Raw genomic sequence first — 25,858 nt, 5'->3', positions numbered from 1 at the left:
CGTAAAAGGACTCACTGCGCAAGCAACGTACCCGCCGCGGGCGTCGAGGGCGGCGCGCGCATCCGCGCGACCAGCGGATAGTGGTCGGACGCATGCCGTGCCCGCACGCTGCGGTGCACGACCACGTCGATCAGCCACTCGCCCGGGTGGATCCAGATCCGGTCCAGCGAGAACACCGGGCACACGGTCGGGAACGTGCGCGGCGCCGGCGCGCGCCGGAACCGCGTGACGAGCGCCTGCAGCGCACGGCCGCGCACGAACCACTCGTTGATGTCGCCAAGCAGGATCACCGGCATCGCGCCCGTGTCGAAGGCCGCGAGCAGTCGCTGCACCTGCGCGCTGCGTTCACTTGCCGACAGCCCGAGATGGGTCGCGACCACGCGGATCGTGCCCGCGTCGCAATCGATGTCGGCGTCGAGCGCGCCGCGCGGCTCGCGCTGGTGGAACGACAGGTCGAGCGTGCGTGCCGCGCGGATCGGGCAGCGCGACAGCACCGCGTTGCCATAGCGGCGCTCCGGCGTGTCGATCGTCGGGCCGGCGACCGCATGCATGCCGGTCGCGTCGCGCAGGTGGGCGAGCACGTCGGGCGCGCGCGTGCCGCCGAGCGGTACTTCCTGCAGGGCGATCACGTCCGCGTCGAGTTCGTCGATCACGGCGGCGATCCGGTCGGCCGCGCGCGCCGGCCATGCGCCGTAGCCGCCACGAATGTTGTAGGTCGCGATCCGCAGGTCGCGCCCGCCCGGCGCGGCGGCGGGCGCACCGTCGGCGACGGCGATTTCCGGCGGCGGCGCCGCGTGTGAGCTCAGCGCCATCGTCGCAGCACCCTGACGAGCAGGATCGACACGCCGACCAGCGCGAGGCCGATCGCGGCGAGCCACGCAAACGCCGCGGGCCGCGGATGACCGAGCGCGGCCGTCAACTGGTGCGCGAACGTGACGGTCAGCACGATGCCGGGCAGCATCCCGATCGCGGTGCCGACCAGGAAGTCGCGCAAGCCGATGTGCGACGCACCGGCGACGAGGTTCACGACCGCGAACGGCGCGATCGGCAGCAACCGCAGCACGGCCATCGCGAGCACGCCGCGCCGGCCGATGTGTTCGCTCAGCCGGTTCGCGCGCGCCGGCCAGCCGGCGCACCGCGTCGCGCCCGAGCCAGCGGCCGAGCCCGTAGGTCGCGGCGGCGGCCGCCATCGTGCCGATCGCAGCATAGGCGAAGCCCGGCCACGCGCCGAACACGAGCCCCGTCACCGCGATCAGCAGCGTGATCGGCACCGCGAAGGTCGCGGCGATCACGTAGCCGGCCAGCAGCAGCACCGGTGCGGCAGGCAGTTGCGCGACGCCGGCTGCCGCATGCGACAGCGACGCGACGTTGACGCGTTCGCCGAGCGGCGTGAAGCGCCACGCGAGCGCGAGTGCGGCGACGAGCAGCACGGCCGTGCCGAGCACGAAGAAGCGCGCGGTGAGCGGGCGATGGCGGTCGCGCGGCACGAATTCGCGGACGAAGCGGTCCGGTTCGATCGGCTGCTCCGGGTCGAGCCGCGCGCTGACCGGCACGAGCGCGTCGAGCTGCGGCGCGACGGCCGGATCGAGCGTGCGCAGCGTGCGGCCGGGCTTCGCGCGCAGCCGGTCGAGCACGGTATTAGGTCGTTCGGCGCCCGCCAATGCATCGGCCACGACCGCGGGCGCCGTACCGAGATGCTCGGCCAGCAGCCGTGCACGCATGCCGGCGATCGACGCGCGAATGCGTGTATCGCCGGCCGCGACGAGCGCGATGCAGCATTCGGTGTCGAGCAGCATCGAACGGTTGTTCAGGTTCGCGCTGCCGATCACGATGCATTCGTCGTCGACGATCGCGAGCTTGCTGTGCACGTTAATGCATGCGTCGCCGAGCCCGTCGACGTGCGGATACAGCAGCCGGTAGCGACCGAAGCGGTCGGCCGCTACAAGCGTCGCGTGCAGCCGCGCGCGCAGCACGCCCATCGTCGCTTCCTGCAACCAGCCGCTCTGCACGCGCGGTGCGACGACCGTCACGTCCGGCCCGTGCGCGTCGGCGAGGCGCGCGGACAGCGTCTCGCGTACCACCGCCGCGGTGAAGTACTGGTTCTCGACATACAGGTGCCGGCGTGCGGCGCGGATCGTGTCCTCGACGAGCGCGCGCACCTGCCGCACCGGCGCGCGGCCGCCGTGGCGCGGGGCCGTGTAGGCGATGCCGAGCCGCACGTCGCGCACGTCGACGCGTGTCCCGGGCGGCCAGGGATCGTCGCCGTCCGGCCGGTCGAGATGGCGCTGCGCGCGGATCGCGATCCGGCGCCCGCACGCCTGCAGCCAGCGCGCGCGGGCCTGCTCGCCGATCGCGGCGGCCGCGTCGCCGTCGAACATCGCCTGCACGTCGTGGAACGGTGCGTACGGCATCCCGTCCTCGTCATGGCGGCGCGGGTCGCCGGCTGCGTGCGCGGGCGTGTCCCGGCGCGCACGCGTCAGGTCCAGGCCGCCGACGAACGCGAGCCGGTCGTCGATCACGACGAGCTTCTGGTGATGCGACGCGCCGCGCGGATGCGTGCCGTCGAGCCGGAACACGATCCCGCGATGCGCGTGCCAGCCGGCGCGGTACACGGGCGGCCAGTCGCGCTCCAGCGCGTAGATCATCGCGAAGTCCCACGCGAGCACGTAGATGCGCAGGTTGTGGCGTGCTTCGGCAAGCGCATGCAGGAATGCCGCGAGCGTGTCGGGCAGCGTGTCGTCGGGGCCGCCGCGCGCGAGTCGCATCCGGCTGTCGACGTCCCAGCCGACGATGAACACCGTATGGCGCGCGCGCAGCAGCGCGGCGCGCAGTGTCGAGAAGTATGCGTCGCCGTCGACGAGCATCGTGAAGCGGTCCGCGTGACGGATCGCGTCGCAGTTGCGACCGCGTTCGAGCAGGCCGTGCCGCGATGCGCCGCGGGGCTGGGCGCCGTCGATCGCCGGCTCGCCGGCGAGTGTCTTGCGATCCGTCTCGATCATCGCGCGTCGACGTCCCGGCCGCCGTCGATCCGCTGCAGCAGCGCGTCGCAACGCTCACGCAGCGCCTGCAGTTCCGGTGAATCGGCATCGAGCCGCACGCGCTTGCCGCTGTCGGGGGCGCCTGACGCGATCGCGATGTCGTAGATGCCTTGCGCGATCGTCGCCGACGCGTTCGCGATCCGGATCCGCTCGAGCCATCCGCATTCGGCGTGATGGCACGCGAGCCATGCGCGCTGCGCGTTCACGAGCTGGCGAGGGGTGAGCCATGCGCTCGACCGCATGCGCGTGGCCAGCTGGCTCGTCACGAGATAGGAGAGCAGGTCGGTGCGGGTCACGCGAGGCTCCTTGACGCGTTGTCGGGTTGGCAGGTTCGTACGCCGGCGATGTTCTGCAGCGTCTCGCAGATCGCGGCGAATTCCGGTCCGCTCGTGCGCGAGAAGGACACCGAAATGTCGTCGGTGTCGGGATCGTCGTCAGACTGCTGGACGATGAACCGTTTCACGCGCACGCGGCCGGGGCCGAGCGCTTCGTGCAGCGTGCCGAGCGTGAGGCCGCCGCGCTCGGCCACGAGCTGCAGCGTGCGCTGCTGGCGCTGGGCGATGAAGCGGCGTTCGAGCGGCTTCACGCCCGCGAGGATCGCGAGCACGATCGCCGTCGCGCCGATCGACGCCAGGTACATGCCGCCGCCCGTGGCAAGGCCGACGCCGGCCACCGCCCACAGGCTCGCGGCCGTCGTCAGTCCGCGCACGACTTCGCCGCGCAGCAGGATCGAGCCGGCGCCGAGAAAGCCGATGCCCGACACCACCTGCGCCGCGACCCGCGACGGATCGAGCACGACGCCGTTTTGCCCGCGCACGTCCTCGAAGCCGAATGTCGACACCAGCATCACGAGCGCGGAGCCCACGCATACGAGCATGTGCGTGCGCAGCCCGGCGGCCCAGTTCAGGCGCTCGCGTTCGAGCCCGATGACGCTGCCGAGCAGGGCGGCCAGCAGCAGGCGTCCGAGCAGTTCGAGATGGCCGATCATGATGTGCACTCCTTCCCGCACGCGCGTGGCGGCGCGGCGGCGATTCGATGCACCAAGGGGACGCAAGCCGCGTGCCGGCCGGGCACGGCGCGTGCGCACAAGGCCTACGGCGTGCGCGGCGACCATGCGGCGCGCATTTTTTGCATCGGAATCGCAGATAAGGACAGGAGGCCACCGTGCAACATCAACAGGATGCGCAGGTTCGGGACCCATATCGCGGTCACGAGATTCTCGTCTGGGCGCGGCGCGACGAAAGCGGCGCATGGCGCGACGAGGTGCAGGTGTATGTGGACGGCGCACGCATCGAGCTGTACGTGCCCGAGCCGGCCGGCCCCGAATGGCTGACCGAGGTGGAGGCGCTGCGCGCGGGTGTCGAGCGCGGCCGCTATCTGATCGACAAGCGCGTGGATGACGACTGACCGGCGTGGCGTTGGTGGTGTCGGGGCTTCATCGGTGCATGCTAGCCCGCGTCGGGAGGGGCAGATGAGCGATCCGCGCACCCTTCATGTTTGGCGCTGCGAGATCGACGTGAATCCTGACGATCGCATGCTGCTCGTTATGAAAAAAACACGATCAGTCGTTGCAGCAAAGGTACTCGCGCCGTCCACCCGTCCATCCTGGAAGGCGGCATGGCGATGAAGCGCAACGGAGACGACTTCGATTGGTCGTAGTAGAAAATATTGTCGTCGCCGTACTCTAGTTCCCGAGGGGCTGCATCGTTTATCGTGCGCACCGCGAAATACCGCTCCGCCAGCACATCTCCTGCCGGTCCTATCACTTGGAGCCGAATTTCGTCGCCGTCGCCAAACGAGCGACGTGCCCCACACAGCTCGATTTTGTATTTCTCGCCACCGAACTCTTTCGTTCCTCCGTTAAGAGCCTGAGTAAAGCTTTCGCAGCCCTCGTACGATTTTCGCAACGTAAGAAACGGAATCGCCAGCGCCAAAACGAGCGCGATCACGATTAAATTTTTTCTGGTGACCTGCATATTTCGCCCAGGCTTAATTCGACAGCTGAACGGCGGCTGCGCTATCGGAGGGAGGTGCGCGTAGTGCCCGATGCCGCCGCGCAGAGCGCCACGATGTACTTCGCTTGGGCGCGCACCTTTCACGTCGAGCTTGTCGCCCACGCAAGCTGCCGGACCGTTGTGTGCTGCACGGCCCGTCGTGTAGACCCGTTGTCGCCGTCGACAGGTCGGCCGGCACCTACGGCCGCGCCGCAATCTCGTCCAGATGCCACAGCAGGTCCGCCGGATCGTCATACACGCGCAGCGCGCCGGCCCGTTCCAGTTCGTCGCTGCCATACCCGCCCGACAGCAGCCCGACGCCGAGTGCGCGGCAGCGGGCCGCGGCGAGCATGTCCCAGATGCTGTCGCCGACCACCACCGTGTGTTCGATCGGCACGTTCAACTGAGCGGCCGCGGTCAGGAACAGGTCGGGGTCCGGCTTCGCATACTTCACCTGGTCGCGCGTGACGACGACCTGCTTCGCCGGATCGACGCCAAGCGCTTCCAGATTGATCGCCGCGGTTTCCATCCGCCCGCTGGTCGCGATGGCCCAGCGAATGCCGGCATTCGTCAGCGCGGCCAGCAACTCGCGTGCACCGGGCAGCGGCCGCACCTGCGCGCGCAGCCGCTGGTAGGCGGCCGCATGCAGCCGCGCGAGCCGCTCGACGCGCTCCGCGTCGATGTCGCCGGCCGTCTCGCGCAGCAGCTGATTCAGGAACAGGCCGCCGCTCATCCCGATCTTGCGGTGGATGCGCCATACCGACAGTTCAATGCCCTCGGCATCGAGCGCCTCCTTCCACGCGAGCACGTGCTGATAGACGCTGTCGACGAGCGTGCCGTCGAGATCGAACAGAAATGACGTTTCAATGCGCATGTGAATCTCCTGGTCCGGTAGCGTTCGGGCAAATCGTCGGCAAAAACCCATTCGTTACATTATCGGTGCGCGGCCGTGTCACCGCCATGTCCCGCGCCGCACATGCCGCACGCGCCGCGCCCGGCGGCAGCGTGTCGAACGGCGCTGGTACAATCGCGCCGATGCGCCGGGCGGGCCGCCCGCGCGCGCCCAACCTTCGTCGAATCCCCGTATGGCAACCCCCGACGCCGTCAGTTCCGAACAATCGTGGTGGGGCGTTCTGGCCCTTGCGCTCTCCGCCTTCATCTTCAACACCACCGAATTCGTACCCGTCGCGCTGTTGAGCGCGATCGGCGACAGCCTGCAGATGCAGCCGACCGCCGTCGGCCTGATGCTGACGATCTACGCGTGGGCCGTCGCGGTCGTCTCGTTGCCGCTGACCTTCGTCACGCGGCACGTCGAGCGCCGCAAGCTGTTGGGCGTGGCGCTGCTGGTGTTCATCGGCAGTCATGTCGTGACCGGCTTTGCGTGGAACTTCACCGTGCTGATGATCGGCCGGCTCGGCATCGCGTGCGCGCATGCGGTGTTCTGGTCGATTTCGATCCCGCTCGCGGTACGGCTCGCGCCGAGCGACCGTAAAAGCCGTGCGCTCAGCCTGATCGCGATGGGCTCGGCGATCGCGATGGTGGCCGGGATTCCGCTCGGCCGCGTGATCGGCGAGGCGTTCGGCTGGCGCGTCACGTTCCTGATCATCGCAGGCGCGGCGGGCGTCGCGCTGCTGTTGCTGCGCGCCACGTTGCCGTTGCTGCCGAGCCAGGGCGCCGGATCGCTGAGCAGCATCGGCGTATTTCTGCGCAAGCCCGCGCTGGTCGCGCTGTACGCGATCACCGTGCTGGTCGTGTCCGCGCACTTCACGTCGTACACGTACATCGAACCGTTCGTGCAGAGCATCAACCACGCGAGCAATAGCCGGATCACGTACGTACTGATCCTGTTCGGCGTCGCCGGCCTGCCGGCCGCGGTCTGCTTCAATCGCGTCTACCCGCACCGGCCCGACGATTTCCTGCTGGCGTCGATCGTGGCGCTGTCAGGCTGCCTGCTGATCCTGTTCCCGTGCGCGCTGAACATCGTCACGCTGTCGGCGCATACGCTGGTGTGGGGCGGCGCGATCGTCTGTTTCGGGCTGGCGATGCAGGCGTGGGTGCTGAAGCTGGCGCCGGAGGCGACCGACCTGGCCGTGTCGATCTACTCCGGGCTGTACAACGTCGGGATCGGCGCCGGCGCGCTGCTCGGCAACCATATCGCGGGCGACTTCGGGCTGCCGTGGATCGGCACCTTCGGCGGCGTGGTCGCGATCTTCGCGGCCGGGATCGCGTGGGCCGCGTTGCGGCTGCACGCGAAACGGGAAGCGGCGGTCGCGGCCCCCGCGCCTTGAAGCCGCTGCGCGGCTCGCGCCCCGTGGATCATGCCACCGAATAACCGCCGTCGGCCACGAGTGCATGCCCCGACACGTAGCTGGCGTCGTCCGACGCGAGGAACGCGACGATCGTCGCCATTTCCTCGGCGGAGCCCCACCGTCCTGCCGGTGACGACGCGGCGAACGCCTGTTGCGCTTCGTCCGACGGCCAGATGCCGCGGTGATGGAACGGCGTTTCGATCAGGCCGGGGCACAGTGCGTTGACGCGGACGCCGCGCTTGAACCACTCGATCGACGCCGTCTTCGTCATCCCGATCACCGCGTGCTTGCTCGCGATATAGACCGACGCGTTCTCGAAGCCGATCAGGCCGCCCATCGACGCGTTGTTGATGATGCTGCCCGACCCCTGGCGCAGCATGATTTCGGCCGCGAACTTCATCGAGTTGAAGACGCCGCGCACGTTCGGCTCGAACACCTTGTCGAAACTTTCCGCATTCTGCTCGAGCAGCGGCGCGAACACGCCTTCCGTGCCGGCATTGTTGAACGCGATGTCGAGGCGGCCGTAAGTCGATACCGCGAAGTCGAAGAGCTTGCGCAGATCGTCTTCGTTCGCGACGTCCGCCGCGAATGCGCGGGCCTCGCCGCCGGCCCTCGTGATCTCGTCGACCAGTCGATCGAGTTCCGTCTTGCGCCGGGCGCTGACGACGACCTTCGCGCCGCGTCGCGCGAGTTCGATCGCCGATGCGCGGCCGATGCCGGAACTGGCGCCCGTCACCACGGCGATGCGGCCTTCGAGTTGGGCAGGTTGAGTGCTTGCGTTCATGATGCGTTTCTCCAGAGTGGTTGACCGTCCACGTCAATGCGACGTCTGGTGCCCATTGTGGGCGCTCGATCGTCGCAATAAAATGGAACAATTACGCATTCAGAATTCCTGATTCAGGAATGAAGTGCACAGTTTCCGGTGCGTCAGAAGGGTTCGCCATGCTCAACCGACTCGATCTCCTCAAGATCTTTGCCGCGGCTGCCGCGGCCCCCACGTTCCGCGAGGCGGCGGCGCGTCTCGGCGTATCGCCGCAGGTCGTGACGCGCGCGGTGCGTGAGCTGGAGGAGATGCTCGGCGAAACGTTGTTTCACCGGACGACCCGCAGCATCCGGATTACCGCATTCGGCCAGTCGTTCGCGCGTGACGCGCAGGCGGCGCTTTCCGCCGTCGACGGGCTGTTCGGGCCCGCGGCCGCCCAGGTCGACGAGCCGGTCGGCATCGTCAGGATCACGGCGCCGTCAGGCATGGGGCGGCATTACGTGCAGCCGATCCTCACCGGCCTCATGCAGCAGTATCCGGGGCTCGTGCCCGATCTGCGGCTGTCCGACGTGCCGTCGCCGGTGGTCGACGAGCAGATCGACATCGGCGTGCGCGTCGGCGCGATCGGCGACAACCGCTTCGTCGCGCGCATGGTCGGGCCGCTGCCGATGTGGGTCGTGGGCGCGCCGTCGCTGATCGAGCGGCTGGGCGAGCCGAAAAACCGCAAGGCACTCGAAGCGATGCCGGTGACGTGCCTGATCGACCGCGCGAGCGGCCGCGCATGGCCGTGGATCTTTCGGGGGGAGCAACACTTCGTTCCGTCGTCGCCGGCCTATCTGACGGACGACACCGAGGTGGAGATCGAGGCCGTGTGTGCCGGAGCAGGATTCGGCCAGTGCTCGGAGTACCTGGTCCGGCAGTATGTCCGGAAGGGGCGCTTGGTGCGCCTGTTGCCGAGTCTCGAACCCGAGCCGTGGAAGCTGCACGTCTATCGGCCGCGGCGCGGCCCGATGCCCCGGCGTATCCGGGTGGTGTACGACGAACTGGTGGCGAAGCTCGCGGAGGCGACGTGGCGGGAGTAGGGGCCGTCGCTGCCGTGCCGTCCGCCGACACGCTGCGGGATCGTCATGGTGTCGCCGCACCCGCATGCGGTGATCGCGGGCGACTCCGTGCTGCCGTGGATCGACGCCATCGACGGCGTGGTCGGCAGCGTTCGCGGCCAGGCTCGCGTTGCAGCGGCACGAGCGGCGGGCAGTGGCACCGGGCCATTACCACACGGCCCGCATCCTGCCGAACCGTCAATGCGCCCCGTCGCGCCCGATCCCCGCCGCATCGCGCTGCCGCAGTTTCGCGTACAGCGTCGTGCGTGAAATGCCGAGCTGCCGCGCGGCAGCCGACACATTGCCGTCGTGCTCGTCGAGCGCCCGCCGGATCGCGTCGAGCGACTGTTCGTACAGGCTCGCCTGTGGGCCGGCGGCCGGCACCGCATGGCACACGTCGGCGGCCTCCTCGAGCACATCGGCGTGACGCGCCGTCGCCACGCGATCGAGCGGCGCACGCACGGTGCGCACCCATACGTGGCTACCATCGTCGCGCGCGATCCGCTGCGGCGTGCGGGCCGGTGTCAGCAAACGGCGCCGCTGCGCGGGCGTCGCGCCGGGAAACAGTTGCCGGAGATCGTACGGGGCCACCGGCCCGACGGGCGTGAGATCGAGCATCTGGCGCGCCAGCCGGCTCACAGCGCGCACGCGGCCCGCTGCGTCGAGCGCGATGACGCCGGCGAGCGGCGTGCCGAGCCAGCGCGGATCGAATTGCACCTGCAGCAGATGGCAGTCGCGCAGCATCGCGTAGAGCCGCTGCTCGGCGGACAGCGACGCGTGCCGGAACGGCTCGCGCAGCTGCACGACGTTGCGCCTGCCGATGCCGGTGATATCGAGCGCGCCGATCACTTCGCCGTTGAAGCCCACCAGCGGCACCGCGAGGCAGAACACCCGCGACAACTCGTCGAGATAATGCTGCGCGCCCGCGACGACGGCTTCGGCGCCGTCGTGAATCACGCAGCTCGGCGCGGTCGTGCCGATGTTCGGTTCGACGATCCGGCGCCCGGCGACGATCGGCGTCAGCAGCGCGTCGGCGCATTGCGGGCTGCGCCGCGCATGGATGATCGTGCCGTGCGGATTGACGCACATGATCGTCCATTCGATGCCGCCGAATGCCGCCCACAGCGGCTCGATCTCCTGCGCGACGCAGCGGTAGAGCCGCCGGTCCGCGCGCGATTCGTCGTGCTCGCGCTGCATTTCATAGCGGGCGGTTTGCCATGGCCGCAGCCCCGCGTCGCGCGAGCGCAGCCACGAGCGTGCGACGCTGGCCGGCAACGCCGCTTCCGGCAGCGGCTCGCCCGCGGCGAAGCGGGCGCGGAGCCGGTCGAGGTCGACCGGCCGTGAAAGGGATTCGGGGGCTGTATTCACGCTGCGCTCCAGTTTGGGACGAAGAGCCGGGCCCGACGTGCCGGCTTGGCGTGTCGCGCGAATGCGTAATATAGCCCGGTGCCAGAAGCAGGGCATTTTCCCGAGAACAGGCGCCGCCGCGTGCGGCCGATTTGCGTCGGCGTGCCGCCGGCGGCGCCTTTTGCGTTCAATGCGGCAGACGCAGGATCGGCTTGAGCGTGATGCCTTTGCTGCTGTCCTCGGCGGCCTGGTTGATCTGCTCGAGCGGATAGAACTTCACCAGCCGGTCGAACGGAAACCGCCCTTGCAGATACAGTTGCACGAGTTGCGGGATGAACGTCTGCGGCACGCTGTCGCCTTCGACGATGCCGCGGATCGTATGGCCGCCGAGCAGCAGGCTGTTCACGTCGAATTCGGCCTTGGTGCCGAGCTTCGGCGCGCCGACCACGCCCATCGTTCCGCGCGAGCCGAGCGCGTCGATCCCTTGCGACAGCACGGCCGGCAGCCCGGTCGACTCGAGCGCGAAGTCGACGCCGCCGCCGGTGATCTCGCGGATCGCCTCGACGACGTCGACTTCCCGGCTGTTGATCGCATGCGTCGCGCCGAGCTCCAGCGCCAGCGCGAGCCGTGACGGCACGATGTCGACGGCGATGATCGTCGTCGCGCCGGCGATGCGCGCGGCCATCACGGCGCTCATGCCGACCGCGCCCGCGCCGAAGCTCGCGAAGCTGCTGCCGGTGCGCACCGCGAGCGAATTGATTACGGCGCCCGCGCCGGTCTGGATCCCGCAGCCGAGCGGGCCGAGCAATTCGAGCGGCGCTTCCTTCGGCACCTTGATCGCGTTGTTCTCGCGTGCGAGCGCGTAGCTCGCGAACGACGACTGCGCGAAGAAATGATCGTGCAGCGGTTGTCCGGCTTCGTCCCGGATGGCCGTCTGCCCGTCGGCGTCGGCGCCGCCGAAATTCAGCGCGAAGAACTGCCGGCAGTACGCGCCGTGACCGCCCACGCACGACGCGCAATGGCCGCACGCACCGTAGGTCAGCACGACGTGATCGCCGGCGGCGAGCGTCTTCACGTTCGGGCCGACCGCCTCGACCACGCCGGCGCCTTCGTGACCGAGCACGGCCGGCAGCGGCACCGGATAGTACTGGTCGCGCACGATCAGGTCGGTATGGCACAAGCCGGTCGCGACGACGCGCACCAGCACCTCGTCGCCGCGCGGCGCGCGGATGCGGGCCGCTTCGATCGAGAAGGGCGCGCCGGCCGCGCGCGCGACGGCCGCGGTGACGGCGCGCGTATCGTTTTCGGTGTACATGGTCGGTCTCCTCGTCAAATCGGATACAGCGGCGCTTCGCCCTTGATCGTCAGCCACTGCCACTGCGTGAATTCCTCCCAGTTTGCCGCACCGCCGATGCTCGAGCCGTTGCCCGAGGCGCCGACGCCGCCGAACGGGTTGATCACTTCGTCGTTGACCGTCTGGTCGTTGATGTGCAGCAGCCCCGTGTTCAAGCGCTCGCCGATCCTCAGTGCGCGACCGACGTCGGCCGACAGGATCGCCATCGACAGCCCGTATTCGGTCTTGTTCGCGAGCGCGATCGCCTCTTCGTCGGTATCGAACGGCACGACGATCGCGACCGGCCCGAAGATTTCCTCGTCGAATGCCGGATTGCCCGGCGCAACGCCGCTCAGCACGGTCGGCTCGAAGAACAGGCCGCGATGGCCGCCGCCCGTCTCGACGCGTGCGCCCGCGCGGCGGGCCGCGTCGACCACGCTCGCCGCATGGTCGCGTTGCGCGGCGTTGATCAGAGGGCCGAGGCCGACGTCGCCGGTGGCCGGGTCGCCGACGCGCAGGCTTCGCGCCTTCTCGACGAGCTTCGCGACGAAGCGGTCGTGAATCGCGCGCTGCACGAGCACGCGGCCGGTCGCCATGCAGATCTGCCCTTGATGCAGATACGCGCCCCACGCGGTGTTGGCGACCGCGCGGTCGAGGTCGGCATCGTCGAGCACGATCAGCGAATTCTTGCCGCCGAGTTCGAGCGATACCTTCTTCAGGTAGCGGCCCGCCGCTTCGCCGACCTTGCGCCCGGCCGCGGTGGAGCCGGTGAACTGGATCATCGCGACGTGCGGATCGGCGACCAGCGCCGCGCCGGCTGCGCCGTCGCCGGGCAGCACGTGCAGCACGCCTTCGGGCAAGCCGGCGAGTTCGAACACGCGGGCGATCGCGACGCCGCCGCACACGGCGGTGCGCGGATCGGGCTTCAGTACGACCGCGTTGCCGAGCGCGAGCGCCGGCGCGACCGCGCGTATCGCGAGGTACAGCGGGAAATTGAACGGCGAGATCACGCCGACCACGCCGCGCGGGCGGCGGCGCGCGAGCGACAGTCGGCCGGCCGCCGACGGCAACACTTCGCCGGCTGCGCGCGACGGCAGGCCGGCGGCTTCGTGCAGCGCCTTGATCGTGACCGACGTTTCGAACGACGCCTTCGCGCGCGTCGAGCCGCTTTCGCGCACGAGCCAGTCGACGATCGCGTCGAAGTGCGATTCGGCGACTGTCGCCGCGCGGCGCAGGACTGCTGCGCGCTCGTCGTAGGGCAGGGCGAACCATGCGGGCTGCGCGCGATGCGCGGTAGCCGATGCTTCGGCGATGGCCGCGCTGTCTGCGACGCCGATGCGGCCGAGTGTGTTGCCGGTCGCCGGTTCGATCACGTCGGCCGCTTGCGGGCTTGCGTGCCAGCGGCCGTTGAAGGTCTTGCCGCGCCAGATGTCGGTGTCGAACAGTGCGGGGGTGCTGCTGCTATCCATGTGCGCTCCTGGTGAATTCGGATCGGCCGGGTCGGTTTTGTTGCGTGGGCATCGACCGGCATACGCGCGAGGGTAGGCGGGCGGGGCAAAACCGGGGTATCCGGGTTTGTTCCCACGCGCGGAGGGCGCGTGGAGTGGGGGGCGTTTGCGATTGGGTGTGCGGAAATTGAACAGTTGCGGTGCGGGTTGTTGCCGCATGCGGTCTGGTGACACGGCAGGTTATTGCTGGTGTAGTGCGACGTGCGCCGTATCTGAAGGCTCAGCGCGTAAACCTGCGGCAAGACCTGCGCTCACGCTTCGTCGGAGCGGTAGTTACCGACCTGGAGCGGCCAATGGATCTCGTACCGTTTCAACGGCTGCTTCCGAAGTTCAACGGACATCCGCACTTTTTGCGTCGGCCAGCCCCGCATTGCCACGGCGGCCAATCTCGCCAGCACTAGTCCGGCTTATACTTACTGTGGTCAACTGAAGTTCTGCCGATACATTCGAGGGAAAAATGGCGACAGGCATCGATCAGATGTTTCAGGACTTTACCTCTTTAGAACCGGAACTAACAGCAGCCCTCAATGAGGCTCCCAACGAGAGCGATACGCGATTAAAAGCCCTTGATCGAATTTTGTTTGAGATTTTGGGGTGGCGACATGAGTCCGTTTTCACCGAACCAGCAACCTCATCTGGATATATTGATTATCTTCTAACAGTCGGAGAACGACGAGGTGCTATAGTGATTGAGGCTAAGCGCTCCGGTCTTCTCAAGGCTAGTACTGCCGCAAATAAGGCCACGGTCCTATCCCTTAATGGTCCCGTCTTGCAACCGATGAAGGAGGGTATTCGCCAAGCACTAGCGTATGCAACCGAGCAGGGTACGCCTGTGGCGGTGCTTACTGACGGTAGTTGTTGGTTGTTTTTCAAAGCCTCAAGAACCGACGGCCTTCCTCCCTTGCAGGGAAAAGGAATCTTCTTTCCTACCATAGAATCCGTTAAGGATGACTTTTCGCGGTTTGCAGAATTACTTGCGCTTCCATACGTGCTTGAGCGACGCCATTTTGCACACCTTAATTCAGCTGAAGGAGTGTCAATCGGCGAGGCGGAGGAACAGTATTTCGTTTCAAATCCAGCTGACGCACATATGAAGCCACGCGATGCCCTCGCAACCGATGCATCTTTAATGTTCTCTCAGTTTTTCTCCCGTCTATCAAATACCGAAGACAAAGAGATGGTGCGTGCGTGTTTCGTCGAAACGCCGGAAAGTCGACGTGCCGATTTTGAACTCCAAAAAATTGTTCAAAACGTACTGAACGGTATAGCCTCGCTCGACACCGCCGAAAGCTCTGCTCTTCAGGCAGAAATCGAGAAAACGCTAACCTCCCAAAGGTCGGAAACGGTTCTTCTTGTTGGCAATAAAGGCTCTGGAAAGTCAACTTTTATAGATCGATTTTTTGGGGAAATATTGCCGTTCAGTGTAAGGCAACAATGTTCAATTGCAAGAGTCAATTTAGATGAATATTCTGGCGATCCTTCCAGCATAGTCGAATGGGCAATTCGCCAACTTCGAGGGTTGTTGGAGGTTCAAATCTGCACTAATCAACCGCCCAGTTATGACGACCTCCAAGGTATTTTCTGGGGTGAATACGTTCGTTGGAAGGATGGCCCCAAAAAACCACTGTACGAAACCAACAAAGACCAGTTCAAAATTGCTTTCGGCGACCATATGGAAGTTAGGAGAGAGAGTCAGCCGGAAGAATATGTTCGTCTCTTACTGAAACGGTCTACCTTAGGGCTGAAGCGCTTGCCATGTATTGTCTTCGATAACACCGATCAATTTTCGCCTGATATCCAAGACAAGATCTATCAGCTTGCGCACTCACTCGAGAGTGCGTCTGCGGTTTTTATCATGGTTCCAATAACAGATCGCACTGTTTGGAGGCTGAGCAAGGCTGGTGCACTTCAAAGCTATGCAGCCAAAAGCTTCTACCTTCCAGTCCCTGAGGCTAAGGAAATACTGTCGCGGCGAGTGCGCTTTGTAAAGGAAAAAATCAATGTGGAGAAGGAAAATAATTCTTCTTATTTTTCAAAAAAGGGATTTTCAGTAAGTATCGATGACCTATCGATGTTCGCAGACGCAGTCGAGAGAATATTTGTTGATAGCGACTATGTCTCTGGGCTCATCGGACGACTTGCAAATTTTGACATTCGGCGTATGTTGCGGCTGGCCGAAAGAATTTTTGTTTCTCCGGAAATCAAGATCGACGACATTGTCAAGTCTCACTATGGCGGGCCGTCTGTTTCGTCTGATAAGTATCGAACTCATCGGGCACTTATAAAAGGAGAATATGATCGCTTTTCCGAGATGGAGAACGAGTATATTTGCAACCTATTTTATACGGACCCACGTAAGCCGACATCTCCTTTGCTTGCTCTTTATGTGCTCTGGATATTGCGTCAACGTTCCGCAAATGTTCGGTTAGATCAAGTAGAGGCGCGACATTGGCTGATATCGGAATTATGTGACTTCTTTGAGGCGTGTGGAGTTTCCGTTGAATCCGTTTTGACAACCGTGACTCGCCTATTTGATCGGAGATTATTGGAGACACTTGACCCGAATGTGGAAAAGCCGACTCTTTCCGATCGAATTGCAATAAAGGAAAGCGGTATTGCACATATCGAATTACTAGGCAACTCTTCAGTTTATATGGAGCAAATGGCATTGACGACGGGAATTAATAGTCGTCTAGTGCGTGATGAGCTGAAGCAAAAGTCATATGGTTCGAGTAGCCAGAGTTTTATCGAAATGCGCGATGTGTTTATTGCATATTTACTTAAAATTGACTCGACTCGGGTTTCTATCCCGCAAACAAATCAGTACAAGCAGTTGAACGAGGTGAGGGCATTTGTCCGGGACATCAGGGCGCTTGATAGACCGGGACCACGCCAACAAGCCACTAGTCCGAATCGGAGGGGTGTTGGCATACGTGCGAAGCAATCTGGTGTCACACGCAAGAACTTTCGAGGCGGCAAATCACGCTAGAGAGACGTCCGTTCGCTAACGTCAACTGCCATTAGGCTGATGCCGCCAGAGCGTTAGCGAACCTCTGGCGAACGACGAGCATCGACAACGAACGTCGATATCCGCCTACCAACCGCCCTCCGGTCGTCCGCAGCAACCGAAGTCGAAGCCAAAGCCCGGACGGCCAGCCCCTCGTTCTCCCCTCAGGAAAACCCTGATCGACTCAGCTGGGCCGCCGGTTTCAGCGGGTTTTCCCACTGCCGAAACAGCCACATCGCACCGCCGCCCAAGCGCTATGCCGCGCCAGCGCGACCGCGCTCCAGCAAGCCTTTCAGCCCATATATCTTGCCAAAACAGGTATGGTGCAACGCAATATTAGCGGTCAAAAGCTGTATTTCAATACCTGCCAGGTATCAAAAGCTCCGCCGAAAAGTATTGGACGCTCCATTTCCCCGCCGCGTATAAATCCGTTCCATGAACACCCGCCAAGCCGCGCACCCCATGTCCTCCGCCACCATCGAACGCATCGAAACCCGCCTCGTCGACCTGCCGACGATCCGTCCGCACAAGCTGTCGGTGGCCACGATGCACGGCCAGACGCTGATGCTCGTGAAGGTGTTCTGCAGCGACGGCGTGACGGGTCTCGGTGAAGGCACGACGATCGCCGGGATGGCCTACGGCCCGGAAAGCCCCGAAGCGATGAAGCTCGCGATCGATGCGTACCTTGCACCGGCAATCGTCGGCAAGGACGCAACGCGCATCCAGACGCTGATGGCGTTCCTCGGCAAGCTCGCGAAGATCAACCACTTCGCGAAGAGCGCGCTCGAAACCGCGCTGCTCGACGCGCACGGCAAGCGGCTCGGCGTGCCGGTCAGCGAACTGCTAGGCGGCCGCCGGCGCGATCGCCTGCCGGTCGCGTGGACGCTCGCGTCGGGCGATACGTCCGCCGACATCGCCGAAGCCGAGCGAATGCTCGACCTGCGCCGCCACAACGTGTTCAAGCTGAAGATCGGTGCGAAGCCGCCAGCGACGGATATCCGCCACGTGGCCGAAATCAAGAAGGCGCTCGGCGATCGCGCGTCGGTACGCGTCGACGTGAACATGGCATGGAGCGAAACGCAGGCCGCGCGCGCGATTCCCGCGCTGGCCGATGCGGGCTGCGAGCTGGTCGAGCAGCCGGTCGCGTCGGCCGCGGCGCTGGCGCGCCTGATGCGCCGCTTCCCGGTCGCGCTGATGGCCGATGAAATCCTGCAAGGCCCCGACAGCGCGTTCGACATCGCGAAGCATCACGGCGCGGACGTGTTCGCGATCAAGATCGAGCAGAGCGGCGGCCTTTTTGCCGCGCAGCGCGTGGCCGCGATCGCGGATGCGGCCGGCATCGAGCTGTACGGCGGCACGATGCTCGAAGGCGCGGTCAGCACGGTCGCGTCCGCGCACCTGTTCGCGAGCTTCGCGAACCTGCAGTGGGGCACCGAATTGTTCGGGCCGCTGCTGATCACCGAAGAGATCCTGACGCAGCCGCTGGACTACAGCGACTTCGAACTGACCGTGCCGGACGGCCCCGGTCTCGGCATCGAGCTCGACGAAGACAAGGTCAGGCGTTTCACCCGCGACGGGCTCACGCGAGTCGCGCGGTAGCGGTAGCCCGAGTCAGGCACGACCGTCATCCCCCAAATACACATGGAGACACCATCATGAGCGTCAAAGTTTTCGAAACCCGGGAAGTGCAGGATCTGCTGAAGGCTGCGTCGAACGCGGGCGGGAACGGTACGAAGGGCGGCAACGCGCGAATGCAGCAGGTCGTGCTGCGCCTGCTCGGCGACCTGTTCAAGGCGATCGACGATCTCGACATCACGCCCGACGAAGTGTGGGCCGGCGTGAACTACCTGAACAAGCTTGGTCAGGATGGCGAAGCGGCGCTGCTCGCGGCCGGCCTCGGTCTCGAGAAATATCTCGACATCCGGATGGATGCCGAGGACAAGGCGCTCGGCGTCGACGGCGGCACCCCACGCACGATCGAGGGGCCGCTGTACGTCGCGGGCGCACCGGTGCGCGACGGCGTCGCGAAGATCGACCTCGACGCGGACGAAGGCGCGGGCCCGCTGGTGATCCACGGCACGGTCAAGGATCTCGACGGCAAGCCGGTGGCCGGCGCGGTGGTCGAATGCTGGCACGCGAATTCGCACGGCTTCTATTCGCACTTCGACCCGACCGGCAAGCAGAGCGACTTCAACCTGCGCGGCGCGGTGAAGACGGGCGCCGACGGCAAGTACGAATTCCGCACGCTGATGCCGGTCGGCTATGGCTGCCCGCCGCACGGCGCGACGCAGCAACTGCTGAACGGCCTCGGCCGTCACGGCAACCGCCCCGCGCACGTGCACTTCTTTGTCGAAAGCGACGATCACCGCAAGCTGACGACGCAGTTCAACATCGACGGCGATCCGCTGATCTGGGATGACTTCGCGTATGCGACGCGCGAGGAGCTGATCCCGCCCGTGGTCGAAAAGACCGGCGGCACGGCGCTCGGCATGAAGGCCGATGCGTACCAGGACATCGAGTTCGACTTCGTACTGACGCCGCTCGTGCAGGGCAAGGACAACCAGATCGTCGAACGCCTGCGCGCTTCCGCCACGGCATAACCGCCGGCGGCAGGGTGGCGCGCATGCGCCGCCGCTGCCGGCCGGTCCCCCGAGATTCAACCGAAACCGATGCGAGCGTGCTTGCAGGACGCGGCACGCGCATGGGAGGAGTCATCATGTCCGCTACGATCGACCACACCAACGAGCTGGATCACCTGCTGGAAACCGCCGTGCAGGATGACAAGGAGGCCGGAATTTTCCGCTGCCGCCGCGACATCTTCACGAACGCGGCGCTGTACGAGCTCGAGATGAAGCACATCTTCGAGAGCAACTGGGTGTACCTGGCGCACGAAAGCCAGATTCCGGCCAACAACGACTACTACACGACGTGGATCGGCCGCCAGCCGATCGTGATCACGCGCGACAAGACCGGCGAGCTGCATGCGGTCATCAATGCGTGCGCGCACAAGGGCGCGATGCTGTGCCGCCGCAAGCACGGCAACAAGGGCAGCTTCACCTGCCCGTTCCACGGCTGGACCTTCTCGAACACCGGCAAGCTGCTGAAGGTGAAGGACGAGAAGACGACCGAGTATCCGGTGCAGTTCAACACGGACGGTTCGCACGACCTGAAGAAGGTCGCGCGCTTCGCGAACTATCGCGGCTTCCTGTTCGGCAGCCTCAGCGCCGACGTGCTGCCGCTCGAGGACTACCTCGGCGAGGCACGCGTGATCATCGACCAGATCGTCGACCAGGCGCCGAACGGGCTCGAAGTGCTGCGCGGCAACTCGTCCTACATCTACGAAGGCAACTGGAAGATGCAGATGGAGAACGGCTGCGACGGCTACCACGTCAGCACCGTGCACTGGAACTACGCGGCGACGATGGGCCGCCGCAAGGAAGACGGCACCAAGGCCGTCGACGCGAACAGCTGGAGCAAATCGGTCGCGGGCGTGTACGGGTTCGACAACGGCCACATCCTGCTGTGGACCAAGACGATGAACCCGGAAGTGCGGCCCGTGTACCGGCATCGTGACGAAATCAAGGCGCGCGTCGGCGACGTGCAGGCCGATTTCATCGTGAACCAGACGCGCAACCTGTGCGTGTACCCGAACGTGTTCCTGATGGACCAGTTCAGCACGCAGATCCGCGTGGTGCGGCCGCTCGGTGTCGACAAGACCGAAGTCAGCATCTTCTGCTTCGCACCGAAGGGCGAGAGCGACACCGATCGCACGACGCGGATTCGCCAGTACGAGGATTTCTTCAACGTGACGGGCATGGGTACGGCCGACGATCTCGAGGAGTTCCGCGCGTGCCAGGCCGGCTATGCGGGCATTACGGCGATGTGGAACGACCTGTCGCGCGGCGCGCCGCTGTGGGTACACGGCCCGGATGAGAACGCGAAGAAGATGGGGCTGAACCCGCGCATCTCGGGCGAGCGCAGCGAGGACGAAGGGCTGTTCGTGTGCCAGCACGAACATTGGGTGCACGTGATGCGCGATGCGCTGAAGAAGGAACGCGGGGAGGTGACGGCATGAGCTTCGATTACCGGACCATTTGCGCGGCGCTGTATCGCGAAGCGCGCCTGCTCGACGATCGTCAGTGGGACGAGTGGCTGACCTGCTACACGGAAGACGTCACGTACTGGATGCCCGCATGGGACGACGACGACCTGCCGACCGACGATCACCAGAGCCAGATCTCGCTGATGTATTACCCGGACCGCGGCGGCCTCGAGGATCGCGTGTTCCGGATCAAGACCGAGCGCAGCGGCGCGTCGACGCCCGAGCCGCGCACCAGCCACAACGTGACGAACGTCGAGGTGCTGGCCGAGCGCGATGACGAAGTGGATGTGCGCTACAACTTTCACACGCTGAACCATCGTTACCGCGTGACCGATCACTTCTTCGGCACGATGTTCGTCACGTTGCGCCGGGCGGGCGATGCGCTGCTGATATCGCACAAGAAGATCGTGCTGAAGAACGACTACATCCGGCAGGTGCTCGACGTGTATCACGTCTGACGCTGTTGCTTTGTCATGAAAGGAAGTGGAGGTGACGCCATGTCCAGCTACAAGATTGCACTGAATTTCGAGGACGGGGTAACCCGCTTCATCGATTGCAAGGCCGGCGAGAAGGTTCTCGACGCGGCCTTCCGCGCGAAGATCAACCTGCCGATGGATTGCTCCGACGGCGTATGCGGCACCTGCAAGTGCCGCGCCGAAAGCGGCAGCTACGACCTCGGCGACGACTACATCGACGACGCGCTCACCGAGGACGAGAAGGACGGCGGCCTCGTGCTGACGTGCCAGATGGTGCCGCAGAGCGATTGCGTGATCGCGGTGCCGACCTCGTCGGTCGCGTGCAAGACCGGCCAGAGCGGCTTTGCCGCGACGGTCACGAAGGTCGAGCAGCACAACGATGCGGCCGTCGTGCTCGAACTCGACGTCGGCGCGGCCGCCCCCGTGTTCCTGCCGGGCCAGTACGTGAACATCGACGTGCCCGCGAGCGGCCAGCACCGCTCGTATTCGTTCTCGTCGGCGCCGGCCGACGCGAAGGTCAGCTTCCTGATCAAGAAGATTCCCGGCGGCGTGATGAGCGGGTGGCTCGAATCGGCGCAGCCGGGCGATACGCTGCAATTGCACGGCCCGCTCGGCAGCTTCTACCTGCGCGACGTGCAGCGGCCGCTGCTGTTCCTCGCCGGCGGCACGGGCCTCGCGCCATTCCTGTCGATGCTCGAAGTGCTGGCGCGCAGCGGCTCGCCGCAGAAGGTGCACCTGATCTACGGCGTGACGCGCGATCTCGATCTCGTGCTGGTCGACGCGATCGAAGCGTATGCGGCGAAACTGCCGAGCTTCAGCTTTTCGACGGTCGTCGCGGATGCCGCGTCGAGCCATCCGCGCAAGGGCTGGGTCACGCAGCACATCCCGGCCGATGCACTGAACGACGGCGATGTCGACGTGTACCTGTGCGGGCCGCCGCCGATGGTCGACGCGGTGCGCAAGTACTTCGACGACGAAGGCGTGAAGCCGAACAGCTTCCACTACGAGAAGTTCACCCCCAACGTCACGGCAAAGGCGGCATGACCATGCAACGATTCTCCGGCAAGGTCGTCGTCGTCACCGGCGCGGCGCAGGGCATCGGCCGAGGCGTCGCGCTGCGCGCGGCGGCCGAGGGCGGCAGGGTGCTGTTCGTCGATCGTGCGGACTTCGTCGCCGAGGTGGCGGCCGAAGCGACCGGTGGCGAGACGGCCGGCTTCGTCGCCGATCTCGAAACCTACGAAGGCGCGCACGCGGCGATCGCGTACGCGGCGCAGGTGTTCGGCGGCATCGACATCCTGATCAACGGCGTCGGCGGCGCGATTCGCATGCGTCCGTTCGCCGAATTCGAGCCGGCGCAGATCGACGCGGAAATCCGCCGCTCGCTGATGCCGACGCTCTATGCCTGTCACGCGGTGCTGCCGCACCTGCTCGCGCGCGGCGGCGGCACGATCGTCAACGTGTCGTCGAACGCGACGCGCGGGATCCGCCGCGTGCCGTACTCGGCGGCGAAAGGCGGCGTCAACGCACTGACGTCGGCGCTCGCGATGGAGTACGCGGCGCACAACATTCGCGTCGTCGCGACCGCGCCCGGCGGCACGCAAGCGCCGCCGCGCCGCGTGCCGCGCAATGCGGCGGGCGACACCGAGCAGGAACAGGCGTGGATGGGCGAGGCCGTGCAGCAGGTGACGGACTCGACGTATTTCAAGCGCTACGGCAGCCTCGACGAGCAGATCGCGCCGATCCTGTTCCTCGCATCCGACGAGGCGAGCTACATCACCGGCACGGTGCTGCCGGTGGCGGGCGGCGATACGGGTTGAGCGGCGCGCCGCTTGCCATCGTTCATCGACAGCCCTCATCGACAACCAGACGGCCGGCGCGACGACGCCGGCCACGGAGACATCCATGCGTGATCGCAAAGCCGTCGTTCCGGCGGGAATGGAAGCGGTATACGAGAAAATCGGCTACGCGCCGGGCCTGCAGGTCGGCGACACGCTGTACGTGTCCGGCCAGATCGGCCGCGACGCGGCGATGCAGCTGGTCGAAGGCCGCGAAGCGCAGATCGTGCAGGCGTTCGAGAACCTGAAGCAGGTGCTGGACGCGGCCGGCGCATCGTTCAACGACGTGGTCGACCTGACCACGTTCCATACCGACATGCGCGACCTGCCGCTGTTCATGCAGGTGCGCGACCGCTATCTCGGCGCGCATCCGAAGCCGGCATGGACGGCGGTCGGCGCGCACATGTTGGGCGGCTCGCCCGGCTATATCGTCGAAATCAAGGCGGTGGCCGTGCTGGCGAACTGACCGCGACGTTGCATCATGACCCGGCGTCCGCCCGGTCCTGCGACGCCGGACGCAGGTACGCGATGCCGTGTTCGTCGTACAGGTCGTAGATGAGCCGCAGCATGCGCTCGATGTCGTCGGATTCGTCGAGCATGCGCATGCTCATGATGATCGGCGACACGAGCCGCGCGTCATCCAGTTCGTGGTACGACACGTCGTCGCGCTTCAGCCCGTATACGCTCTTCGGCACGATCGACACGCCTTCGCCGGCCGCGACGAGGCCGAGCGCGACCTGCAACTCGCGCGTCTCCAGCACGCGAGCGGGCTTGAGCGCGCGGTCGTGGAACGCGGCGAGTACCTGGTCCGCATAACTCGGGCGCGGCGCGTTCGGAAACACGATCAGCGTGTCGTCGAGCAGGTCGTGCAGCGACAGCGCCGCGTTCGTTCCGCACATCCGGTGGCCGAGCGGCAGCGCCGCGATCAGCGGCTCCTCGCGCAGCACGACGCGGCGCACGCTCGGATCGTTGAGGCGAATGCGCCCGAAGCCCACGTCGATGCGGCCTTCCTTGAGCGCCTTGATCTGGTCCATCGTCGACATCTCGTGCAGGCTCAGCTCGACTTCCGCATGCAGCTGGCGATAGCGGCGAATCACTTTCGGCAGCATCCCGTACAGCGTCGAGCCGACGAAGCCGACCGACAGGCTGCGCTCGATCTTGCCGACGCGGCGCGTCATCGATTCCAGCTCGGCCGTTTGCGCGAGCAACTGCGCCGCGTGCTGGTGAAAGAAGCGGCCGGTCTCGGTGAGCTTCAGCGGGCGCGACTCACGCTCGAACAGCAACGCGCCGAGCAGCTGCTCGAGTTGCTGGATCTGCCGGCTCAACGGCGGCTGTGCAATGTGCAGCCTTTGTGCGGCACGCGTGAAGCTGCGTTCTTCCGCGACAGCGATGAAATAGCGCAGATGGCGTAGCTCCATGTTCGTTGCCGTCGAGTGAGGGGAGTGAGGGCGCGAGGCGCGAATGGGTCATGTCGATTCTAAGGCAGGGAAGGGGACGGCATGGCCGGATTTTCGTAAAAATTAGTTTGGCTTACAGATTGATTTTTGATGAAGGGCCGCAATCGATGCACCAAAGGAGGACGGTACGGCGATGCATACCTCGCAGATATGAACCGATACCCATTCGGTGTTGGACGGGTGATTTTGCGGTCGCTACTATCGCCGCAAACAGGTTGCACAGCCGAACGGATCAATGCAACAAGGAGACGCCCCCCGATCACATCCCCTTTTGGGCCGGAAGCCAGCGGCAAGTCGAGCGGCAGCGTGTCGAAGCTCGACCGTCGCGACACGATGATCCGGCTCGGTCGTCCTCGTCGGAAATACCGGATTACCGATTAGTAACCCGAATCAACAAGAAATACCCATATCAAAGTTTGGAGACTGAATGAGATTTCACCATCTCGTGGGCGGAGCTTTGCTCGGATTCGCGACGGCCGGTTTTGCGCAAAGCAGCGTGACGCTGTATGGCGTGATCGATACAGGTGTCGAGTATGTGTCGCATGCCAATGCGCAAGGCAAGGGCATCGTGCGGATGCCGTCGATCACCGGCGAATTGCCGTCGCGCTGGGGGCTGCGCGGGTCGGAGGATCTCGGCGGCGGCTACAAGGCCGTGTTTGCGCTCGAGAGCGGCTTCAACGTCGGCAGCGGCACGATGGGACAGGGCGGCCGGTTGTTCGGCCGCCAGAGCTGGGTAGGGATAGAAAGCCCGTACGGCACGGTGTCGTTCGGCCGCCAGTACACGATGACGTATTACGCGGTGCTCGATTCCGACCTGCTCGGCCCGAATATCTATGGCTTGCCGTCGCTCGATGCCTATATCCCGAACGGTCGCGCCGACAATGCGGTGGCATGGCGCGGCAAGTTCGGCGGGGTGACGGCCGGCGCGATGTATTCGTTCGGCCGCGATTCGGCCGGGACCGGCAACTCGCCGGGGCAAGGCACGTGTGCGGGCCCGACGCCCGGCGAGACGACCGTGTGCCGGCTGTGGTCGGCGATGCTCAAATACGATTCGACGGCGTTCGGCGCGGCCGCTTCGTATGAAGAGCAACGCGGCGGCGGCGCGACGGCGGCCGCGAACTTCTTCGACGGCGTGAAGCCGGTACCGCTGACGTCGAACGGCGACAAGGACGATCGCGCGCAGGTCAACGGCTACGTCAACGCGTTCGGCGTGAAGATCGGCGGCGGCTGGATCGGGCGCTGGGTCGACGCCGGTTCCTCGGGCGGCCCGAACCTGCATTCGAACCTGTTCTACCTCACCGCGAACTACTACGTGACGCCGGCCTTCCTCGTCGATGGCGGCGTCTATCACGTCAACGTATCGGGCCAGGATGCGCGCGCGACGCTCGGCGCGTTACGCGGCACCTACTTCCTGTCGAAGCAGACGGCCGTCTATCTGCAGGGCGGCTACCTCGCCAACAGCGCGCACGCCGCGTTCACGATCAGCGCCGGCGGCGGCGGCACGACGCCCGCCCCGGGGCAGAACCAGGTCGGTGTGATGGCCGGCATCCGGCACATGTTCTGAGCAAATCGCTTTCAAAAACGCACAT

22 protein-coding genes and 1 pseudogene are annotated in these 25,858 nt (G+C 65.4%); 12 read left to right on the top strand and 11 right to left on the bottom strand.

The genetic code is table 11. The features are described from left to right. Window positions 1-11: 11 nt before the first annotated feature. The 4 genes and pseudogenes from AC5LXX_RS33785 to AC5LXX_RS33770 all read right to left on the bottom strand — a co-directional run bounded on the left by AC5LXX_RS33785 (window position 12) and on the right by AC5LXX_RS33770 (window position 4,026). Window positions 12-812 (bottom strand): endonuclease/exonuclease/phosphatase family protein, encoded by an 801-nt coding sequence (locus AC5LXX_RS33785; RefSeq protein WP_124452533.1) that lies wholly within the window; start codon window positions 810-812, stop codon window positions 12-14. Then, window positions 803-2,999 (bottom strand): annotated as a pseudogene (locus tag AC5LXX_RS33780) (VTT domain-containing protein). Before AC5LXX_RS33780 ends, AC5LXX_RS33785 begins: the two are co-directional and overlap by 10 nt. Next, window positions 2,996-3,334, bottom strand: coding sequence for a hypothetical protein (locus AC5LXX_RS33775; protein WP_124452537.1), 339 nt, complete (start codon window positions 3,332-3,334; stop codon window positions 2,996-2,998). The pseudogene AC5LXX_RS33780 and the gene AC5LXX_RS33775 overlap by 4 nt, the downstream one beginning before the upstream one ends. Continuing rightward, complete coding sequence (locus tag AC5LXX_RS33770) at window positions 3,331-4,026, bottom strand: MgtC/SapB family protein (RefSeq protein WP_124452539.1); 696 nt, start codon at window positions 4,024-4,026, stop codon at window positions 3,331-3,333. Before AC5LXX_RS33770 ends, AC5LXX_RS33775 begins: the two co-directional genes overlap by 4 nt. 176 nt (window positions 4,027-4,202) lie before the next feature. Here AC5LXX_RS33770 and AC5LXX_RS33765 point away from each other — a divergent pair, with 176 nt between their 5' ends. Continuing rightward, window positions 4,203-4,445: a DUF6566 family protein gene (locus tag AC5LXX_RS33765; protein WP_124452541.1), complete on the top strand. Its 243-nt coding sequence runs from the start codon at window positions 4,203-4,205 to the stop codon at window positions 4,443-4,445. A 137-nt stretch (window positions 4,446-4,582) separates the two neighbouring features. Here AC5LXX_RS33765 and AC5LXX_RS33760 read toward each other — a convergent pair whose 3' ends face one another. Further along, window positions 4,583-5,155: a hypothetical protein gene (locus AC5LXX_RS33760; protein ID WP_493413559.1), complete on the bottom strand. Its 573-nt coding sequence runs from the start codon at window positions 5,153-5,155 to the stop codon at window positions 4,583-4,585. Between the two features lie 76 nt (window positions 5,156-5,231). Continuing rightward, window positions 5,232-5,906, bottom strand: coding sequence for an HAD family hydrolase (locus AC5LXX_RS33755; protein ID WP_322080864.1), 675 nt, complete (start codon window positions 5,904-5,906; stop codon window positions 5,232-5,234). 211 nt (window positions 5,907-6,117) lie between these two features. Between AC5LXX_RS33755 and AC5LXX_RS33750 the strand changes: the two genes are divergently transcribed. After that, window positions 6,118-7,320, top strand: a complete 1,203-nt coding sequence (locus AC5LXX_RS33750) for a sugar transporter (RefSeq protein WP_493413558.1) — start codon at window positions 6,118-6,120, stop codon at window positions 7,318-7,320. 28 nt (window positions 7,321-7,348) lie between these two features. Here the strand turns inward: AC5LXX_RS33750 and AC5LXX_RS33745 are convergent, their stop codons facing one another. Beyond that, window positions 7,349-8,125, bottom strand: a complete 777-nt coding sequence (locus AC5LXX_RS33745; protein WP_493413557.1) for an SDR family NAD(P)-dependent oxidoreductase — start codon at window positions 8,123-8,125, stop codon at window positions 7,349-7,351. Between the two features lie 158 nt (window positions 8,126-8,283). On the opposite strand from AC5LXX_RS33745, the gene AC5LXX_RS33740 reads away from it, so the two are divergent. Continuing rightward, a complete protein-coding gene (locus AC5LXX_RS33740; RefSeq protein ID WP_493414332.1) occupies window positions 8,284-9,186 on the top strand; it encodes a LysR family transcriptional regulator in 903 nt (300 codons plus the stop codon). Between the two features lie 216 nt (window positions 9,187-9,402). Here AC5LXX_RS33740 and AC5LXX_RS33735 read toward each other — a convergent pair whose 3' ends face one another. The 3 genes from AC5LXX_RS33735 to AC5LXX_RS33725 all read right to left on the bottom strand — a co-directional run bounded on the left by AC5LXX_RS33735 (window position 9,403) and on the right by AC5LXX_RS33725 (window position 13,353). Next, window positions 9,403-10,668, bottom strand: coding sequence for a helix-turn-helix domain-containing protein (locus tag AC5LXX_RS33735; protein WP_493413556.1), 1,266 nt, complete (start codon window positions 10,666-10,668; stop codon window positions 9,403-9,405). 70 nt (window positions 10,669-10,738) lie between these two features. After that, on the bottom strand, window positions 10,739-11,866 hold the full coding sequence (locus AC5LXX_RS33730) for an NAD(P)-dependent alcohol dehydrogenase (protein WP_493413555.1): 1,128 nt from the start codon (window positions 11,864-11,866) through the stop codon (window positions 10,739-10,741). Between the two features lie 14 nt (window positions 11,867-11,880). Continuing rightward, window positions 11,881-13,353: a benzaldehyde dehydrogenase gene (locus AC5LXX_RS33725; RefSeq protein WP_493413554.1), complete on the bottom strand. Its 1,473-nt coding sequence runs from the start codon at window positions 13,351-13,353 to the stop codon at window positions 11,881-11,883. A 496-nt stretch (window positions 13,354-13,849) separates the two neighbouring features. Between AC5LXX_RS33725 and AC5LXX_RS33720 the strand changes: the two genes are divergently transcribed. From AC5LXX_RS33720 to AC5LXX_RS33685, 8 genes are all read left to right on the top strand, one after another. Continuing rightward, a complete protein-coding gene (locus AC5LXX_RS33720) occupies window positions 13,850-16,381 on the top strand; it encodes an ATP-binding protein (protein WP_493413553.1) in 2,532 nt (843 codons plus the stop codon). A 480-nt stretch (window positions 16,382-16,861) separates the two neighbouring features. Beyond that, entirely contained in the window at window positions 16,862-17,998 is a 1,137-nt protein-coding gene (locus AC5LXX_RS33715) for a muconate/chloromuconate family cycloisomerase (RefSeq protein WP_493413552.1), read from the top strand. Between the two features lie 56 nt (window positions 17,999-18,054). Next, window positions 18,055-18,999 (top strand): catechol 1,2-dioxygenase, encoded by a 945-nt coding sequence (catA, locus tag AC5LXX_RS33710; RefSeq protein ID WP_493413551.1) that lies wholly within the window; start codon window positions 18,055-18,057, stop codon window positions 18,997-18,999. 116 nt (window positions 19,000-19,115) lie between these two features. Further along, window positions 19,116-20,474, top strand: a complete 1,359-nt coding sequence (locus AC5LXX_RS33705) for a Rieske 2Fe-2S domain-containing protein (protein ID WP_493413550.1) — start codon at window positions 19,116-19,118, stop codon at window positions 20,472-20,474. Continuing rightward, on the top strand, window positions 20,471-20,959 hold the full coding sequence (gene benB, locus AC5LXX_RS33700) for a benzoate 1,2-dioxygenase small subunit (protein ID WP_493413549.1): 489 nt from the start codon (window positions 20,471-20,473) through the stop codon (window positions 20,957-20,959). Before AC5LXX_RS33705 ends, benB begins: the two co-directional genes overlap by 4 nt. 39 nt (window positions 20,960-20,998) lie before the next feature. After that, window positions 20,999-22,021, top strand: coding sequence for a benzoate 1,2-dioxygenase electron transfer component BenC (gene benC, locus AC5LXX_RS33695; RefSeq protein ID WP_493413548.1), 1,023 nt, complete (start codon window positions 20,999-21,001; stop codon window positions 22,019-22,021). Beyond that, entirely contained in the window at window positions 22,018-22,794 is a 777-nt protein-coding gene (gene benD / locus AC5LXX_RS33690; protein ID WP_493413547.1) for a benzoate diol dehydrogenase BenD, read from the top strand. Before benC ends, benD begins: the two co-directional genes overlap by 4 nt. Window positions 22,795-22,879: 85 nt before the next feature. Further along, a complete protein-coding gene (locus tag AC5LXX_RS33685) occupies window positions 22,880-23,278 on the top strand; it encodes a RidA family protein (protein ID WP_493413546.1) in 399 nt (132 codons plus the stop codon). 13 nt (window positions 23,279-23,291) lie between these two features. Here AC5LXX_RS33685 and AC5LXX_RS33680 read toward each other — a convergent pair whose 3' ends face one another. Continuing rightward, the gene (locus tag AC5LXX_RS33680; RefSeq protein ID WP_493413545.1) at window positions 23,292-24,230 is read right to left on the bottom strand and encodes a LysR family transcriptional regulator; all 939 of its coding nucleotides are present in this window, start codon (window positions 24,228-24,230) and stop codon (window positions 23,292-23,294) included. Between the two features lie 466 nt (window positions 24,231-24,696). Here AC5LXX_RS33680 and AC5LXX_RS33675 point away from each other — a divergent pair, with 466 nt between their 5' ends. Further along, window positions 24,697-25,833 (top strand): porin, encoded by a 1,137-nt coding sequence (locus AC5LXX_RS33675; RefSeq protein WP_493413544.1) that lies wholly within the window; start codon window positions 24,697-24,699, stop codon window positions 25,831-25,833. The last annotated feature ends 25 nt before the right edge of the window (window positions 25,834-25,858 follow it).

The organism is Burkholderia torrens, assembly GCF_984668525.1.
The sequence above is the reverse complement of the archived record's forward strand: the minus strand, read 5'-3'. Positions and strand labels throughout refer to the sequence as shown.